The 18,207-nt window shown below is 39.8% G+C and carries 16 protein-coding genes; 11 read left to right on the top strand and 5 right to left on the bottom strand.

Annotated elements, in window-relative coordinates; translation table 11 throughout:
* The first annotated feature begins 17 nt into the window (after positions 1-17).
* From CYAN7822_RS10390 to CYAN7822_RS10375, 4 genes are all read left to right on the top strand, one after another.
* Entirely contained in the window at positions 18-1,034 is a 1,017-nt protein-coding gene (locus CYAN7822_RS10390) for an ABC transporter substrate-binding protein (RefSeq protein ID WP_425365338.1), read from the top strand.
* Between the two features lie 59 nt (positions 1,035-1,093).
* On the top strand, positions 1,094-1,906 hold the full coding sequence (locus CYAN7822_RS10385; RefSeq protein ID WP_173362904.1) for an ABC transporter permease: 813 nt from the start codon (positions 1,094-1,096) through the stop codon (positions 1,904-1,906).
* A 33-nt stretch (positions 1,907-1,939) separates the two neighbouring features.
* Positions 1,940-2,713, top strand: a complete 774-nt coding sequence (locus CYAN7822_RS10380) for an ABC transporter ATP-binding protein (RefSeq protein ID WP_013322214.1) — start codon at positions 1,940-1,942, stop codon at positions 2,711-2,713.
* Between the two features lie 238 nt (positions 2,714-2,951).
* Positions 2,952-3,410 (top strand): DUF29 domain-containing protein, encoded by a 459-nt coding sequence (locus tag CYAN7822_RS10375; RefSeq protein ID WP_013322213.1) that lies wholly within the window; start codon positions 2,952-2,954, stop codon positions 3,408-3,410.
* Positions 3,411-3,522: 112 nt separating this feature from the next.
* On the opposite strand, the gene CYAN7822_RS10370 is transcribed toward CYAN7822_RS10375, so the two are convergent.
* Positions 3,523-3,945 carry a hypothetical protein gene (locus CYAN7822_RS10370; RefSeq protein WP_013322212.1) on the bottom strand — a complete coding sequence of 141 codons (423 nt, stop codon included), beginning with the start codon at positions 3,943-3,945 and terminating at the stop codon, positions 3,523-3,525.
* Between the two features lie 188 nt (positions 3,946-4,133).
* Here CYAN7822_RS10370 and CYAN7822_RS10365 point away from each other — a divergent pair, with 188 nt between their 5' ends.
* From CYAN7822_RS10365 to CYAN7822_RS10340, 6 genes are all read left to right on the top strand, one after another.
* Positions 4,134-5,576: a sensor histidine kinase gene (locus CYAN7822_RS10365; RefSeq protein ID WP_041933202.1), complete on the top strand. Its 1,443-nt coding sequence runs from the start codon at positions 4,134-4,136 to the stop codon at positions 5,574-5,576.
* 87 nt (positions 5,577-5,663) lie between these two features.
* Positions 5,664-7,418, top strand: a complete 1,755-nt coding sequence (locus tag CYAN7822_RS10360; RefSeq protein ID WP_013322210.1) for a MotA/TolQ/ExbB proton channel family protein — start codon at positions 5,664-5,666, stop codon at positions 7,416-7,418.
* Between the two features lie 14 nt (positions 7,419-7,432).
* Positions 7,433-7,894, top strand: a complete 462-nt coding sequence (locus CYAN7822_RS10355) for a hypothetical protein (RefSeq protein WP_013322209.1) — start codon at positions 7,433-7,435, stop codon at positions 7,892-7,894.
* The gene (locus tag CYAN7822_RS10350; protein WP_013322208.1) at positions 7,891-8,592 is read left to right on the top strand and encodes a hypothetical protein; all 702 of its coding nucleotides are present in this window, start codon (positions 7,891-7,893) and stop codon (positions 8,590-8,592) included. Before CYAN7822_RS10355 ends, CYAN7822_RS10350 begins: the two co-directional genes overlap by 4 nt.
* 331 nt (positions 8,593-8,923) lie before the next feature.
* Positions 8,924-9,595: a phosphatase PAP2 family protein gene (locus CYAN7822_RS10345; RefSeq protein WP_013322207.1), complete on the top strand. Its 672-nt coding sequence runs from the start codon at positions 8,924-8,926 to the stop codon at positions 9,593-9,595.
* Positions 9,596-9,614: 19 nt separating this feature from the next.
* Complete coding sequence (locus CYAN7822_RS10340; RefSeq protein WP_013322206.1) at positions 9,615-11,444, top strand: ArnT family glycosyltransferase; 1,830 nt, start codon at positions 9,615-9,617, stop codon at positions 11,442-11,444.
* Positions 11,445-11,530: 86 nt separating this feature from the next.
* Here CYAN7822_RS10340 and CYAN7822_RS10335 read toward each other — a convergent pair whose 3' ends face one another.
* Positions 11,531-12,043, bottom strand: a complete 513-nt coding sequence (locus CYAN7822_RS10335) for a roadblock/LC7 domain-containing protein (protein WP_013322205.1) — start codon at positions 12,041-12,043, stop codon at positions 11,531-11,533.
* Positions 12,044-12,223: 180 nt separating this feature from the next.
* Here CYAN7822_RS10335 and CYAN7822_RS10330 point away from each other — a divergent pair, with 180 nt between their 5' ends.
* Positions 12,224-15,052 carry a GAF domain-containing protein gene (locus CYAN7822_RS10330; protein ID WP_041933201.1) on the top strand — a complete coding sequence of 943 codons (2,829 nt, stop codon included), beginning with the start codon at positions 12,224-12,226 and terminating at the stop codon, positions 15,050-15,052.
* An 80-nt stretch (positions 15,053-15,132) separates the two neighbouring features.
* Here CYAN7822_RS10330 and CYAN7822_RS10325 read toward each other — a convergent pair whose 3' ends face one another.
* From CYAN7822_RS10325 to CYAN7822_RS10315, 3 genes are all read right to left on the bottom strand, one after another.
* Complete coding sequence (locus tag CYAN7822_RS10325; protein WP_013322203.1) at positions 15,133-16,302, bottom strand: citrate synthase; 1,170 nt, start codon at positions 16,300-16,302, stop codon at positions 15,133-15,135.
* Positions 16,303-16,411: 109 nt separating this feature from the next.
* On the bottom strand, positions 16,412-16,909 hold the full coding sequence (gene sixA / locus CYAN7822_RS10320) for a phosphohistidine phosphatase SixA (protein WP_013322202.1): 498 nt from the start codon (positions 16,907-16,909) through the stop codon (positions 16,412-16,414).
* 5 nt (positions 16,910-16,914) lie between these two features.
* Entirely contained in the window at positions 16,915-18,153 is a 1,239-nt protein-coding gene (locus CYAN7822_RS10315) for a DHH family phosphoesterase (RefSeq protein WP_013322201.1), read from the bottom strand.
* Positions 18,154-18,207 lie beyond the last annotated feature (54 nt).

Below are 18,207 nucleotides of genomic sequence, written 5' to 3'. Positions count from 1 at the left end.
TCCCTGGTTGATTAATGCTGAAAATTCGTCAAATACTCTCGGTTTTCCTGTTATTCTCCCTCAGTTTGTTATTAGTAGTTGGTTGTCAAATTTATCGAGGGGATCAAGTCCTCAACGAAAAACCCATTGTCATTGGCTATAGTACGTGGGTTGGTTGGTGGCCTTGGGCGATCGCCGAAGAGGAAGGATTATTTACAGCCAATAAAGTCAATGTTCAACTTAAGTGGTTTGACGGATATTTAGAGTCTTTACAAGCTCTAGCGGCCGGACAACTCGATGGAAATTGTCAGACCCTTAATGACACCATAGCTTTTGCGGCTGATGCCGTCAATGGTGAAGTGGTAGTTTTAGTAAATGATAATTCTGCCGGCAATGATAAAATCATCGTTTCAGAAGAAATTAACAAAGTTGAAGACCTGAGAGGAAAAAAAGTGGCTGTAGAAGAGGGAGTTGTGGATGATTTTCTCTTAGCGTTAGCTCTGGAAAAACACGGAATGTCTAGAGAAGATGTAGAAATTGTTCCCTTAGAAACTGGGGCAGCAGTGTTATCTTTTGTAACAGGAAAAGTCGATGCTGTTGGGGCATTCGCTCCTTTTTGGTTAACCGCCTTTCAACGGTCAGGAAGTAAAGAGTTAGTTAGTTCAAAAGATTTTCCCGGCGCAATTGCCGATCTTTTAGTGGTGTCTCAAAAATTCATTGATGAACAACCTCAGCAAGTTCAAGCTATCGTAAAAACTTGGTTTGACATCCGTGAATTTATGCAAAAAAATCCTAAAAGAGCCAATGAAATTCTTGCTAAACGTGCTAATGTTACGGTAGAAGATTTAAAGAAATTTGAAGCAGGCGTTAAATTTTTTACTCTCGAGGATAACCTAGAAGCTTTTAGCCCGGGTAATAACATGAAACATATGCCTTATGCTGCCCAAAAAATCGGAGATTTTCTCTTAAAATTTAAATTTACTGAGAAACTACCCGACATAAATAAAATATTTAATAATCATTTTGTTAAAGCCTTGGCAGGTAAACAATCTTGAGGATAAAGTGTAAATAGACACCTTCCATCAAGATAAACTTGACTCTTTCCATGACGGTTATTAGCTCTATTTCTAAAAATCTTAAACCGACTGTCTTTTGGCGCATTGCAGAAGATATCCCTCGATCTCTTCATTGGTTTTTGATGGGATCATCCATATTACTTCCTCTAGCGATTTGGCAATTAATCTGTAATTTCACTGAGATAAAACCGGTTTTTTTGCCTTCTCCTTTAGATGTTTGTCAAGCTTTTATTCATCTTTGGCAACAAGGATTAATACTAAAAGATACCTGGATTAGTTTTTTAAGAGTTTCTTTAGGATTTTTCTTAGGCGCTATAGTAGCAGTTCCCCTAGGAATTTCTATGGGAGCGTTCGCTAGTATTCGGGCATTAGTTGAACCCATTATGGGCGTAGTTCGCTATATGCCTGCCCCGGCTTTTATTCCTCTTTTAATGATCTATTTAGGCATTGATGAACCTTCTAAGATTGCTCTGATTTTTTTAGGGACAGTCTTTTTTAATACATTGATGATTATGGATGGTGTTAAATTTATTCCCAAGGAGTTAATTGAAGTGGCTTATACCTTGGGAGGAAATCGCTTTCAAGTGGTGCGGCAAGTGATTATTCCTTATGTTATCCCCAATATTATAGATACTTTTCGCATTAATATGGCAGCCGCTTGGAATTTAGTCGTGGTGGCGGAATTGGTGGCGGCACAAACGGGGTTGGGTAAACGAATTTTATTAGCTCAGAAGTTCTTAAAAACGGATGAGATTTTTGCTTGTTTAATTGTTTTGGGTGTGATCGGTTTTGCGATTGATTTATCTTTTCGTTTTTTAGCTCGTTTATCTTGTAAATGGGCAGTAGATTGAGGGTTGATTGATGAATGGTAATGGTGAGGGATTATGCACTTAGAAATTGTCAATTTATACAAGGATTTTTCTTCTGAACAAGGAGAATTAGCAGTCTTAAAAGAAATTAATATGCACCTAGAAATAGGAGAACTTCTCTGTGTGGTGGGTGCATCCGGCTCAGGTAAGTCCACTTTGCTAAGAATGATTGCAGGGTTAGATTACCCAACCCGAGGCAGAATTCTAGTGGATGGGGTGCCGATCATTGGACCTGGACCTGATCGCGGCATGGTCTTTCAGCACTATACTCTTTATCCTTGGATGAATATTCAGAAAAATGTCGAGTTTGGTTTAAAATTACAACACATTCCCCCGAGAGAAAGAAGGGAAATTGCCTCTTATTATCTTCATGTGGTTGGGTTATCGGAATTTGCCCAGTGTTTTCCTAAAGAATTGTCTGGAGGAATGCAGCAACGAGTGGCGATCGCTCGGGCTTTAGCTTGTCGTCCTAAAATTTTATTGATGGATGAACCTTTCGGCGCTTTGGATGTACACACTAAGGAAATTATGCAACATTTTTTGTTACAAATTTGGCAAAAGACCGGTTGCACAATTTTGATGATTACTCATGATGTGGATGAGGCCGTATTTTTATCACAGCGTATTTATGTGTTAAGTTCTCGACCCGGAACTGTGCAGCGCGAAATTAGTATTAAGTTACCCCCCCAACGAGATTATAAGATTAAACGTCAGGGAGAGTTTTATCGTTATACAGAAGAGATTATGGATTTATTGAGGGTTAGGCCGGAGGAAATCAGAGTGAGTTAAGGTGGGGTTTTTAGATTTTTTTTAGGTAAAAATATGGGCTATTGTATATATTTGGCAGCTTGTCGATTACTGTCGGGGTTGAGTTGAAATTTAAGTTTCTCGTATTCACGCCGCACCCTCTAAAATACAGTTAGTCAAGCCGCCTAAGACCTGTGATCAACCAGCCGAGAAGATTTTAGATCACAGCGATGTTAAGCGGCTCTAGTCAATTTGTCACTTTATAGAGGATAAAAATTGTATGGATATTCAGACCAAAAAACTTTATGATACCGATTACAATCTCTGGCTATTGACTACAGCCCAATTATTACGAGAGCGCCAACTTGACCAGATTGATTATGAGAATTTAATAGAAGATTTAGAGGCGATGGTAAGAAGCGACAAAAACGCACTCTTCAATAATTTAAAACAGCTATTAATGCACTTGTTAAAATGGGAATTTCAAGCCTCTAAACGTAAAAATAGCTGGAGATACAGTATTGTTGAGCATTGTCAAAGGATTAACAAGGCTTTTAAAGACAGTGCGAGTTTAAAGCCTTACTTCAATGAGATTTTTGATGAATGTTATGAAAAAGCTAGATCATTAGCCTCTGCTGAGACAGGAATCCCTAAAAAAGATTTTCCTGTTGAATGTCCTTTTACAAAAGAATATGTTTTAGATGCTGAAAATTTGTTTGTTGTTGGCGAGGACGAATAACCCCTACAAAAACATCTCTAGGATGGGTTAGGACGTAGATCAAAATTTATCTGTTGATTATTAAAATGCTCCCCAGACCTAATCCACTCTACAACTTGTTGGTTTAAGGTTATTAAGCTTTACCAAAAGCATTTTTTACATTGGGCTGATTCAGATAATATATGATAAAGACGGCAATCGCCACGTTAACGAGCGCTCCTGTCATTTCAAAAAAGCCGCCTGATTGAAAGAATCGAATCACATTGATTAAAATATTGACAATTTGAATAATATATGTTACACCATAAGCCCAATCTTTAAGGGTAAAAAGTCCATAGCTAACGCCGATGGCTAACACACTAATAAACCAAGAAACAGCAGTGGTTACCAGCAGCACAGCACCTCCTCCGGTAATTTGGGCATTACCCGAAACAACGCCGCCAGTGAGCAACAGGCCACCCAAAAGAAAGAGGATTAAATTAAAAATAATCCCCCAAATTCCCCCGACTAAATTTAAGACAGCGAGAATAATTACACCTACAGGACGGTTGTTCATATTTCTTTCCCTTTATGTTAATTTCTTATTTGTTCTTAAGTTTACCGCTATTGACGAGCCGCCTGACATCTTTTCAGCAAAAACTCAGCTTTACATCAAGGAAAAATCATCTTTATGGGTCATACTCTAATATATTGAGCGTGCAGTGTGGAACACGAGCGTTGCACCCCTGTCTTCTATTACTATCGATGAAGTTTCTTGATCGCCTTTTCCAACCTCTCCTTAGACTTCCTCACCAGATTAATGCTACCTCGTTACGAGTTCGTCTCACCCTTGGAGTAGCAACTGTTTCTGCACTGGGGTTAGGAACTGTGGCGGTGTGGATCAGTTGGAAAATGCAAAATATACTCATAGAAACTCATAAACAAAATATTCGCTACATCACTGATCGCTTTCCTCATGATGTGGAAATTTACAGCGATATGGTAACCCTAGAAACTGGACTGCAAAAAGCCATTGATAATTTAACCGATAATAAAACCTTACTATGGGCAAAAAATCCTCAAGGCCAAATTACGGCCGAGTCGATGCCGCTTAAAATGGGCAGTAATGGCCAAAATTTACTCGCCTTTAAGCAAATTTTCTCTCAACCCGAGCTACAATACCTCAATGGACGTTACTGGTTACTGTGTACTAATTCGCTCAAGGTAAAAGGAGTCAATTTAGGTCACATTTATATCGCTCAAGATATCACCGGCGATCAAGTCATGTTTTTTAGTCTGATGATCAATTTAGGCATGGCTACCGTGATCGCCATTGGTATCATGACAGTGACTATTGCTTGGTATGTTAGGCATTCTCTGCAACCTTTACAACGAATTTCTCAGTTAACCGAAAGTATTTCTGCTGAAAAATTGGGAGAAGCACGTATTGACTTAAAAAATGCGCCCCGAGAAGTGAAACAATTAGCTCACACGTTTGACCAAATGTTAAACCGTCTTTCCGAGGCGTGGGAACATCAAAGACAGTTACTTAGTGATGTTTCCCATGAATTACGAACGCCTTTAACCATTGTTTCGGGTTATCTTCAAAGCGCCTTGCGTCGTGGGAATAATTTAACAGCTACTCAACGGGAAGCCTTAGAAATTGCCCTTTCTGAAGCTGATCGTACCATTCAATTGCTACAAGATTTGTTAGACCTGGCCCGGGCCGATAGTGGGCGGATGCACTTTCATCTAGAACCCATTATCCTCAATGATTGGTTAAAAGAGGTAATGGAAAAAACCCAAAAATACGCTGATCGGCAAATAGATTTTGTCATTCCTTGTGATCCTATAACCATTCAAGCTGATCCGGTTCGTCTCAGACAGGTGTTATACAATCTCATTGATAACGGCGTAAAATATTCTGATGCTCAAACGCCCATTACGGTTAAGTTAGAAGCACAACAGCACTCCTGCATTTTACAGGTATGTGATCGGGGTATCGGTATTTCTTTGCCGGATCAAGCTAGAATTTTTGAACGGTTTTATCGAGCAGATGAAGCACGAAGCCGCAGTACGGGAGGAACAGGGTTAGGTCTTGCGATCGTCAAAACCCTTGTAGAGGGAATGGATGGTCATATTTCTTTATCTTCCCAACCGGGACAAGGGAGTATTTTTTCCATCACTTTGCCGCTTTTGCAGAAGTAGCAGGTGCGTTACACTGAGACAATTAACAGTGATTAGTTATAACTTTTAACTAAAGACCGCCAATTTAAGATCTTGAGCTATTAAAAAATGAAACAAAAACGAGGTGCTAATTTTTCTCCTACATCTGGAGATTCTGAAAGAAAGAGATTAGAGGTCAGTTTTGGGCTTATTTTAACCCTTGCTTTGGCCTTGTCTATTATTATTTATGTGGCTGTTCTACCTTTTCGAGCTTCTTATCTGGGGATTTTACTTTATGATCGAGGATGGACTCAGCCGTTAGCCATTTGGTTTGCTTGTATTGTTGCTACCTTAACGCTGATCAAGTTAATCAAAATTAATCGGGAATTTCGCTCACTTAAGCGGATTTGGATCTCCGATGTGATTAACTTTAATAATCCTCAATCTTTAGAAGTTTTAACCTTTCAAAAAAATCTCGCTAGAGAAAACTCGTTGGTGGGCCTACGCTGTAGCCGCGTCATTGCCGCTTATAGTCAATCTAATAGCCGCAAGACCGCCAGCGAATTTGCCCTAGATGATGCTTCTTTTTATGTCAGTAGTTCAGAATCTTCTTATGCTTTTCCTCGGATTTTAATCTGGGCCATTCCGCTCTTAGGTTTTATTGGAACTGTGGTAGGAATTAGTCAAGCGGTGAATGGCTTTAATGGATTTTTAGAAAAGTCTAGTGATATTGGACAAATTAAACAAGGTATTGGCACCGTCACCAGTGGGTTAGCGGTGGCTTTTGATACCACCTTATTAGCTTTGTTGCTCAGTGTATTAGTGATGATTCCTATGGTGTTGGTCGAACGATATGAATCTCGATTATTGCTGGCTATTGATATTTTTATTAACGATGAATTACTGCCTCGCTTTAAAGAAGAAAGCAATAGTTTAGAGCAAAAAAACCTTAAGGAAGCCGTTAATCAAGCCATTCAAGAGTCTTTTCCTCGGGCACAAGATTTGATTGAACCCGCCCATGAATATGCTAAACAAGCGGTGACTGATTTAAGACTCATTTTAGGAAATGAATTAACGGAAATTCAAAAAAATAATCAAAGTTTTATCACTCAACTGAATGAAATTAATCAACTGAGTTTACAGGATAGACAAGGGTTTACCACTTTTCTAGAAAGACAACAACAAGCCTATCAGGATTTAACCGGGCAAATTAACCGTTTATTCGAGGGGTTAAAAATTAACTATACGGATTCTCTAGAAAATCAACAGCAAGTTAACCAAGATTTAATTAATCAAGTTAATGGTTTAGTAGAGAAATTGACAAGTAATTACCGAAATTCTCTAGAAAATCAACAGCAGGTCAACCAAGATTTACTGACAAAAATAAACAATCTCGTAGAACAACTGAAAGTTAATTACACAGGTTCTCTCGAGAATCAACAGCAAGTTAACCAAGGTTTACTGACACAGATTAATCATCTAGTGGAACAACTGAAAGTTAATTACACCGGTTCTCTAGAAAATCAACAGCAAGTTAACCAAAGTTTACTAACACAGATTAATCATCTGGCTGAAAGCTTGAAGAGCAACTACACGCAATTATCCGGTGCTTTAACGACTCAATCTCACCAAATGACTGAGCAACTTAAACAGGCGGCTAATCTTCTCGAAACCCGAATTCAATCTTTAGAAAATGCGGCTTATAAACTCTCTGATATCACCCAATTAAAAACCAGCTTAGATCATTTAATTAAATCCCTAGAAAAAGTCGAGCCAGTGGAACAAGTCATTAAAGAAGCTATGTCACAAATTAAAGAACTTAAACCCAGTTTAGAAAAGTTAAGTAAGCCTCGGATTATTACCTTTGCTGAGTCAGATGAATAAGGAGATAAACCCGTATGCGTCGTCGTCGGTTTTCCCGTTCTTCTACTGAAGTCGAATTGTTTCCTTTCTTGTCTATCTTAGCCTGTACGATAGGAACACTAATTTTATTAATCATTGTTTTAACGACTCAAATGTTTGGCGAAGATGGCGCAGTGACTATTGTCGCTAAAGGAGAAAATGGAAAAAACTCTAGTAAACTTCCTAATTATATAGAATGTAAAGGGGACGGAGTAATTATTTATCCCAGCAAAAAATTAGTTAAAAAAGCTAATTTATATAGTCCATCTTCTCCATTTAAAACCTTGCTAGAAAAAGTCAAAAATCATAAAAATAAAGAGTATTTAATTGTGGTGGTACGTCCCGATGGATTTGATATTTTTCAAGAAATTAGGGAGGTGATAGAAAAGCAAGGAATCGACATGGGTTATGAACCTATTGAAGAAGGAATTAAAGTTAAATTTGAGGCAAAAAAATGAGAAGAAGGCAACATCGTACTTTAAGTTTACCTACTCAAAATTTAGACTCATTTTTAGATATTCTCACTAATACAGTGGGTGTATTAATGTTTATTAGTTTGTTTATTACTCTGGTCAGCGTGCAAGGCGGTAAAATTATTCATACCCCCTTGGTAGCTAAAACTAACAAAAAACCTCACTTTTTTGAAGTGAATAAAAATCGGGTTATTTTTATCGATGATGAAGAAGTTCAGCATCAGTTAGGATTGTTAACAAAATCTTTACCCTCTTGTCCTCATCCTAAGCTTCCTGATACGTCCGATGCCTCGGCTTATCAAACTTATACTGAGCGGCTACAAGATTATGAACAGTGCAAACTTAAGTCCGTTGAAAAAATAAAGAATTTTCAAGTTACCACGAACTCTTATAATGTTCGTTTATATGACTTAAATGCTTTGTTGTATGAGCCGCTCAATGAAAAAGTCGGTGAGACAGTAGAACAATTTACTGAACCTAACTCTGAATTCGAGTCAGTTTTACAAAAACTCAATCCTAAACAAGATTATTTAGCTTTTATTGTCCGACAAGATAGTTTTTCCGCTTTTCGCCTTGCTAGAGAAAAAGCCATCAAAAAAGGATTTGATGTGGGATGGGAGCCTCATAATAGTGACAATCCCATTGTATTTGGTTCTAAGGGCCGAGAAATCGGCGTTCAGTAAACCCAATCCCCAGAAATAGACTGGGGGAGAATGCGAGTTCCGCACCAAGCTCAACCTAATGGCGGGCAAAGGATCACGAAACTATTTTTTAAACGAGTCAGTCATTACTCTATAGGCTGAAAAAAGCCTTAAATACCAATATACTGTTTAAGTGAGGAAATCAGATTGTATAGCAGCCGCTCTTGCGGTTAGGACATTTTTCAAACCTCAAACCTAATAACAGTAAGCTTTTAACCTTCTGCCTCTTGCCTTCTGCTTCTTCCTATATATAACCTTGATCAAAAAAGGAGTATTACCTCATCAATATTCAATTAATGATTAGCTCAACAACATGAAAACCAGACATAAATTAAAATCCCTTTCATGGATAGAGATTTTTGGTAAAATTAATTTAATCATTTCAGGAATTTGTGGTTTATTTTTTCTTTGGCTGACGGTATTAGCCGTAGAAAAAAACGTACAGTTAAAAGAATTTGATGAAAATTTTTTGGTGCAACTGAAAAATAGTTTACCGCCGCTATTTATCTATGTGGCTAAAATCTTCTATTGGGTGGGAGATGCAGAAACTTCAGCCATTGTTGTTTTAGTCAGTTTAGCAATATTATGCTGGAGACGTTATTGGTTAGAAGCCCAAGTGGTTGCAGCATCTTCTTTAGGGGTTCTGATCTTAATTGATAAAATGGTTAAACCCTTGATAAGGCGCTCCCGTCCCCTAGGAAGATTAGTTGATGTGGATGGTAGAAGTTTTCCCAGTGGTCACGCGACTGGTAATTTTCTTTTATATTTTTTATTAGTTTATATCCTTTCGGTTAGATTTCCCAAATATACCCCCTATTTCTACGCCACCGCCATAGTAACTATTATTTTAATGGGCATATCAAGTATGTATTTAAGAGTGCATTGGTTTACAGATATCTTAGGCGGTTATAGTCTAGGCTTTATTTTATTAACCCTTTCTATAGGGCTTTTAAAAATTACCGATAAAAAATATCAAAAATCTTAGTTTTTAGCAAAAATTAAAAATGATCAAAGCGCAGCTAGATACCCCTTCTAATCAGCGAAAAAGCCGGGAGCAAGAATCTAAAAAACTCTGGATTTTTTCCTTACTTTGGTTATTCCTGATTAGCTGGATTGGTTTTTTTGGGAATTTGGGCAGCATTGGGCTAATGGATAAGACAGAACCCATGTTTGTAGAAGCCGCCCGTCAAATGGTGGTGACAGGGGATTGGATTACCCCTTATTGGAATGGGGAGACGCGCTTTGATAAACCTCCCCTCACTTATTGGTTAATCGCCATCGCTTTTAAACTCTTTGGAATTAATGAATGGGCGGCTAGAATTCCCTCAGCTTTGATGGCCATGGCCTTAGTTATGCTTGGCTTTTACACCCTACGCTACTTTGGAATTTCTAATCCTTTATCTCCTCCCGAAAGTCCTAAAGACGATTCTAAACTGTGGCTGAGTGCTTGGCTAGGTTCTGGAATCATCGCCCTTAACCCCGCTTGGATTGCTTGGGCTAGAACAGGTGTATCAGATATGTTTCTGGCTAGTTCGATGGGGATGGCACTTTTATCCTTTTTTCTCGGCTATGCAACAGAAGAAAAAGAAAGCCCTATTCGGGGGTTTTCTGCTAAAGATGGGTGGTATATTCTTTTTTATGTATTTATGGCTCTGGCCGTCTTGGCTAAAGGTCCCATTGGCTTGATTTTACCCGTGTTTATTGTCAGTACCTTTCTGTTTTATCTGGGGAATTTCAAGGAAGTTTTACAAGAAATGAAATGGCGGCGGGGCGGCTTAATTTTTTTAGTGATTGCCGTTCCTTGGTTTATTTTAGTGACTTTGGCCAATGGACAAAAGTATATCGATGTGTTTTTTGGCTACCACAACTTACAACGTTTCACCAGTGTGGTTAGTCATCATCCGGGGCCTTGGTATTATTTTATTCCTGTGGTTTTGGTGGGGTTAATTCCCTGGTCAATTTATTTACCGGTAGCGGTTACTCAACTCGGTTTTTGGCAAAGGGATGTTTGGCGTTCTTCTTTGCGTTCAACTCATCTCGGTTTATTTTGTCTATTCTGGTTTGCAGTTATTTTTCTGTTCTTTTCTGCCTCTTCTACCAAACTTCCTAGTTATGTTCTGCCAGCTATGCCAGCAGGGGCTATTTTAGTGGCGCTTTTTTGGATTTCTTTATTTGATAAAAAGAATAAAAAGAAGTTTGCTAAATATAGAAGGTTTTTTAAAGCTACTGCCATTGCTAATCTGATTATTTTACTTGCCCTTGCGGCAGCGAGTTTTTATAGTCCTAGTTTGGTGGATGGAGACCCCAGAAAACCGGGATTTTCTAGTATGTTACAACAATCCGGATTGCCCATTCTTGGGGGTTTGATCTGGGGACTTGTGACTTTGGGGACTATATTTTTGTTATTACGGCGACGAGATTGGCGCTGGTTGTGGATACCAAATTTAATTGGGTTTATGGCTTTTATTAGCTTTATTGCCCTGCCGGTTGCTCGGATTAAAGATACTGATAGTCAACTTCCTCTGCGACAAATTTCCTCTGTGATTACTCAAGTTCGACAACCCAAAGAGGAGTTAGTTTTGCTTGGATTTATTAGACCGAGTTTAGTCTATTATACTCGGCAAAATGTCAAGTTTTTTAATAATCAACATCGCTTGATTGAGGATTTACAAAGTGAACTGAATGATGCTTCCTCACCGACTATCTTGTTAATTACTGAACAAAAATATCTCGATAGATTAGGGTTAACTCCTCAAGATTATGAACTTTTAGATCAACAAGGCGTTTATCAACTTCTGCGGATCAATAAAAACTTGCTTTTGTCTAAAAAGTAGAACTTTTGAACTGCTATGACTGAAAAAATTGGTGGTTAAGATCACAGCCATGTAAAAACGCCGCCTCTGGTTCACTTTATTGGGCTTTATACTGGCAGTCCTCGATAGCGAATCCTAGTATTTTTAATTCCTCGGTTATTTTTGGGTATGTTTGTCGAATTAGAAGCCGATGAAGCTGGAAAAACCACAGGTTTAGGTAAAGGTTCTTCCTGAAGCGGCACTGTAGGCAAATCGGCATTTGTTTGCAGTTGCTCTTGTAACATTTTAGCCGCCAGATGGATTCTCCTTTCTAATAAACCAAAAGACAGAGAGTTACTGGATTTAACTAACAAAAATACTTCCGGATAACAAGCGGTAAAAATCAGATTTCCCTCGCCGCTTCGAAGGCTAATACTTTCAATTTCTTGAGTGTCTAATTGTTGATAAGTGTTTTGAGCAAGATGAAGAAATATTCCCCCGAGGATCATAGCTGTATTAATATCTATACCGATGGGTTCGGTGAGAAGCTGTCCGTTGGATGAAATCAAAACAACGCCCTCGATTTCTTCTGTTTGAGACATGAATTCAGCTAAAATGGCATTAATCTTATAAATGTTCATAGACAGATTATTTTGGCAGCCCCGAAAATTAGCACTTACGATTTTAACAATTAAAGCCCAAATAGTCTCAAGAACAAAAGTTACTAAAATTTCCCAAAAAATGTAGATAGATTTTTCGGTTATTTTGCATTAAGATAGTCAGCTAATTGAAGATTGAGAAGAGAAAGAGACAAAAGATTAATGAGCATAAGGAGTCTAAAAGCTAAATTGATAACGGGAGCGGTGGTTTTAACGGCTTTACCTGTCTTAGGTGTTACAGGAGTGAGCTATTTAGGCACTCAGTCTTTGAAAGAGCAATTTGTCCCTGCTAAACCAGTGGATGTTTTAGACAATCAAAAAACCCAACAAGCATTAGAACGACAATTATCTTTGATTGCATGGGTATCGGGATTAACAACCTTAGTAAGTGCTGCGATGGCTATCGCCTTGAGTGATCGTCTTTTGCGCCCTATTTTAAAATCTTATCAAACTTCCACTAGCCTAGTAAATCGGTTGCATTGCTCGCCAGTGGTTGACCCCGATGAAACCCGACAAAACGAACTGAGCGGCTTAGAAACTAACCTCAATCTCATCGCCGCAGAACTACCGAATCTTTTATGGAGACAAGAAGCGGCTGATGAACCGTTTCAAGTTCTGATGACTATCAGCCGCCACATTTGGGAATCCTTCTCTGAGGAAAATGTTCTTAGAACAACGGTAGAAGAAGTCCGTCAAGCCCTCAAAACTGATCGGGTGGTGATTTTTCGTTTCGAGGATGATCGGGAGGGAACCTTTATTGCTGAATCAGTGGCTCCTATCTGGCCGAAAACCCTGTGGACCACCATTAATGACCTGGGTTTTTTTGAGGCATATCGCCAATATCCCCATGACCAAATAGATGTTATGGATGATATCTATCAATCAGGACTTTCTGATGAGCATATTGGGCTACTAGAGCGATTTGCTGTCAAAGCCAGTCTCATTGCACCTATTATCCGCAATAATCAAGTATTTGGTTTACTTATTGCTCATGAATGCTCAACGCCGCGCATCTGGCAGCAGCTAGAGATTGATTTATTCGCCCAGATAGCCAACGGAGTCGGATTTGCTCTCGATCATACTAGACTTTTAGAGCAGGTGGATCAGGCAGCAGAGCAAGCCCAGTTATTTACCGATATTACCCTTTGCTTACGGGAATCCCTCCGAGAAGAAGATATTCTTAAAATGACGGTGGAACAAGTTCGCTCGGCCCTGACCACAGACCGGGTGATTGTCTATAGTTTTGATGCTGACTGGTATGGAACGGTAGTGGCTGAATCGGTAGTTCCTGGATTTCCGAAAGCCTTGTGGGCAAAAATTAAAGACCCTTGTTTTGCTGAAAATTATGTGGAGTCTTATCAGAAGGGTAGAGTGTCTGCTACTAATAATATTTATGAAGCCGGACTTACCCAGTGTCATCTGCAACAACTCGAACCTTTTGCGGTAAAAGCGAATTTAGTGGCTCCCATTCTCAAAGATGATCAATTGTTTGGGCTGCTTATTGCTCATGAATGTTCAGGCCCGAGAAATTGGCAGCAGTTAGAAATTGATTTAGTCGCTCAGGTAGCAACTCAAGTGGGATTTGCTCTTGACCACGCTAGGCTTATCCAGCGAGTAGATGCCACAGCGACGCAAAATCAGTTATTTACTGAGCTTACCCTTCGCCTGCGAGAAACTCTTCGAGAAGAAGATATTCTCCTCACTACCGTCGAAGAAATGCGCTTGGCCCTGAGAACAGACCGAGTGATTGTCTATAGTTTTGATGCTGACTGGTATGGAACGGTAGTGGCTGAATCGGTAGTTCCTGGATTTCCGAAAGCCTTGTGGGCAAAAATTAAAGACCCTTGTTTTGCTGAAAATTATGTGGAATCTTATCAAAGGGGTAGAGTGTCTGCTACTAATAATATTTACCAAGCCGGACTCACCGAGTGTCATCTGCAACAACTCGAACCTTTTGCGGTAAAAGCCAATTTAGTAGCCCCCATTCTCAAAGATGATCAATTGTTTGGGCTGCTCATTGCTCATCAATGTTCAGGCCCGAGAAATTGGCAGCACTCAGAAATTGATTTATTTGCCCAGATCGCTATTCAAGTGGGATTTGCTCTTGACCACGCAAGACTTTTAGCTCAGGTAGAAGAGGCTTACCAAAGCACAGAATTATTCCGTCTTCAACAGTCTCAATACCAAGAAACACTCCAACGTCAGGTTTTAAAAACCTTTCAAGAAAGCCAAGCGGTTCTCAAAAATCTTTCAGCCCAAGCGGCTCTCCAGATGGAGTGTGTCAGTGCTACTCATCATCAAATTCGAGCGGTGATAGATTGGGTTGAGGATATTAATTCTCTGATTCAACAAGCAGAGCGGCTTCAACAGCCAGCTAGGCAGATTGTGCAGTCTTGTGATCAATCGATTAGTCAGCTTTTAGAAAACATTTCTACGCTTCAAAATAGATTAGTACAAGCCGTAGAAAAATTTCAATCTTTAGATCGTCCGGCTCGAAAACTTTCTGAGGTGATTAATCTTCTCAATACCACCGTTTATCAAGTAAAACTGCAAACTTTGACGGCTGAACTAGAAGCGAGCCGCATGGGTGAGTCGGCTCAAGAATTGTCTTCAGTCACTAAAAAAGCTAACGCGCACGTAAGGCAATTAGAGATGGAAATCGCGGAAATTATGCCCTTGTTAGTCGATATTCAGACTCAAATATCGGAAATGTCTAGCGTGATGAAAAGCGAGTTTCAGCAGTTAAATATTGGCACTCAGTTAGTAGAGCAAACTCGGTCCTCATCTGAGCAAATGGCTAATGTGAATGATGACCTTAGCAAGCTGATAGCGGCTATTTCAGTTGCCGTAATGAACGGTGTAGAAATTTCCGATTTGGTCAGAGAATCTGTGCAGGAAATGGAAAGATTTAGCCGCCAAACGTCAGAAGAATCGAGAATTTTGTCTGAATCTTTAAATCAGCTACTGGAAGTTATCGAAGAAGATGGGTAATGCTCAATCGTAATAATACTTAAAAATTAAAGCGACCGCCCCCTGCTGAAGCGATCGCAATTGACTAGATTTAATTCAATTTACTGATAGCCATTGCGGGTGACTGCCGTTAAGCGTTTTTCAATGGGAATATAAACCGTATCGTGACGACCGGTATAAATTTGAGTGGGACGGAAAATACGATTTTCATTTAATTGCTCTTTCCAGTGAGCTAACCATCCAGCTACCCGAGAAATTGCAAACAGAGGGGTAAATAAATCGGTGGGGATACCCATTTTCCGATACACTAGACCTGAATAAAAATCCACGTTAGCGTAAATTCCTCTGTGCCCCAATTTTTCCTCGACGACTTTTTCTAACTCCACTGCAATCTCATAATATTCATCATGCCCCATTTGTTCAAATAGCTGCATCGCCAGTTCTTGTAAAATGGTAGCGCGAGGGTCTTTAACCTTATACACCCGGTGCCCAAATCCCATGATTTTCTTTTTATGCTCAATACAATGCTCCACATAGGGGCGAACATTGTCCACTGAACCAATTTCTTCGAGCATAAATAAAACTTCTTCATTGGCCCCACCATGTAAGGGCCCGGCGAGGGTTCCTACGGCTGAGGCTATCACTCCATAGGGATCGGTTAAAGTAGAAGCGGTTACCATGGCCGAAAATGTAGAGGCATTCATGGTATGTTCAGCATGAAGCGTCAAACACACATCAAAAATCTTAGCCGCTAATTCCGAGGGTTTTCGCTCTGTGAGCATATACAAGAAATTGGCGGCATAATCTAAACTATCATTAGGCTGAATCGGATCGTTCCCCCGGCGAATCATGTGAAAAGCCGCTACCATCGTGGGAATTTTTGCCACTAGACGCACCACTGCTTGACGAATGTAGGCGGGGTCATCGAGGGCACGACGGGAGTAAAATAAGCCTAATGCTGCCGCACTGGTTTGTAGCGCATCCATCGGATGTCCCGTTTCCGGGAAACATTTCATCATATCCCGAATATGATATTTTATTCGGCGATGATAGCGAATTTCATTTTCAAATTCTTCTAGTTCTATTTTTGTGGGCAGTTCACCCCAAATGAGTAAATAAGTTGTTTCTAAAAAACTACTATGTTGAGCGAGTTCAACTATATTAATTCCTCGGTATTCTAAAACCCCTCTTAGTCCGTCAACGTAGCTAATACTTGATTGTGCAGCCGGAATGCCTTCCAAACCTGGGCGATATTCACAAACGGTCGTCATGGTTATACCTGTATCGTTGCAAGGATTTAGATCAAGATCTGAAGCTAACTTACCCTATAATTTATTCTCTATGTCGATTTAACCGAAAAGTTTTAAGATCTTTATGAGACTAGAGTAACCACTTCGGGGAAGTTAACAAAAATAACTCACAGTTACCGATCGGTGCTGTTTTGTCGAGTATATTTAGTCCAATTACACCGGCTTTTTTAACGATTAGTTTTTCTTGCGTCTTTCCCCAAACAAGAACTTCTGACCAGTTACCTAAGTCTGGTTGATGACCGACTAGGGCAAGAGAGCTATCTTTATTATTATATCCTGATTGGTTCCACCAATTTACCCAAGTTTCTAGGTTTCCCTCGGGTGCTAATGGTGCAAATTCTTGGACTTTTTTACTTAATCCTACGTCCATTAGGATCACGGCGGTAGAAACTGCTCTCACTAAGGGGCTAGTTAAAATCAAATCAAACTGTATCCCTTTTTGCAGCAGTTTTTGAGCCACTTGTTCGGTTTTTTGACGACCTTTTTCGGTTAATGGACGTTTTTGATCATCGCTATAGTCTGCCGCCTCGGCGGCGATTCCGTGACGAATTAAATACAGTTGTGTCATTGAGCTTAAGTATGAATCACGGTACTATCAGGATTAATTAAACGGAGTAGTTTTTGTTTTATCTGAGTATCAAAGACTTCCCATTTCAGTTTGGTATACTGATTGTTTTCATTAAATCCACCTAAGAAACCAATGGGTATTTCAAACCCGCCGGCCATATAGCGCCCTCCCCCAAAGTAACGTCCCTGTCCATCATGGCCAAAGGCTTCTTTGAGAAATTCATCGGGGTCTAAGGTGAGTTTTGTGGTTCTCAAGGAACCGATAATCAATTCTATGTCATCATCTTCGTCATGAACTATCCCATAAACGACGGCTGTGTGGATGTTTTCTTCGGTGACGAGAAAATCAGCCGCTTGGGGAATGGCATCTCGGTCATCATAACGTAGATAGCCGACTCCGGCAATGGAGAAGTTGTTTTTAATCAGACGGTTTTTTAGAGAGCGTTCGATAATATCCATGACTCGACGAGAGCGAGCCGATTGTAGTACAGCATTTAGTAACTGTATATCATAAAAGCGGCTCAGATAGGCGGCGGCGAGAAATTCAGCTTCTTGCGCTTGTAGCAAATTATTGCTATCTGAACGGATGCCGTGCATTAAGGCGGTGGCACATTTTACATGAGTATTATCATTACTATTGAATTCTATTACTCCTTGTTGAATATACTGGGCTAGTATGGTGGCGGTTGCGCGAATTTGAGGACGCAGATCAATAAATTCTGCTTCGAGGTTTCCCTGTTTGCTGTGATGGTCGATCACCACTACGATCGGAATGTGATGCTGTTGGATGAGGGGGAATAGCTGACTGGTGGTTCCTTGACTGTCCATTAGGACACATCCCGAATAAACCGATAAGTCTCTATCTTTGAGGGTGTAGACTCCCCAACGTTTAGCCGGTAGTCCGGTGAGTTTTACTAGAGCAATATTTTCTTGATGAGATAGGGTGCCTGCATATACGATATCGCAATTGATTTGGTATTGTTCTGCAATGAGTTGATAGGCCCAAGCACTGGCTAAAGCATCAGGATCGGGGAAATCTTGAATGACGACGATTTGGCGATCGCCGCGATGGTTTTCTAAAGTCTGGCGGAATTTCTGGATAATTTGGGCTAGGGAACGAGTTGTACCATCTGGATCTCCTCCTAGATCTGAGTTTCCATTAGAAGATTTACTGATGGTCGGTTTTGTCTCTTCGTCAGACTCTTTATTTTTATAATTGCTTGAATTGAGTAATTCTGATGTCATTTGTTTACAATACCCATCATTGGGTTGATCTATAATACAATTAACACTTAAAAC

Origin of the sequence: Gloeothece verrucosa PCC 7822 (assembly GCF_000147335.1) — a bacterium.
GTDB classification, from domain to species: Bacteria; Cyanobacteriota; Cyanobacteriia; order Cyanobacteriales; family Microcystaceae; genus Gloeothece; species Gloeothece verrucosa.
This window is presented reverse-complemented; position numbering and strand designations above follow the sequence as displayed.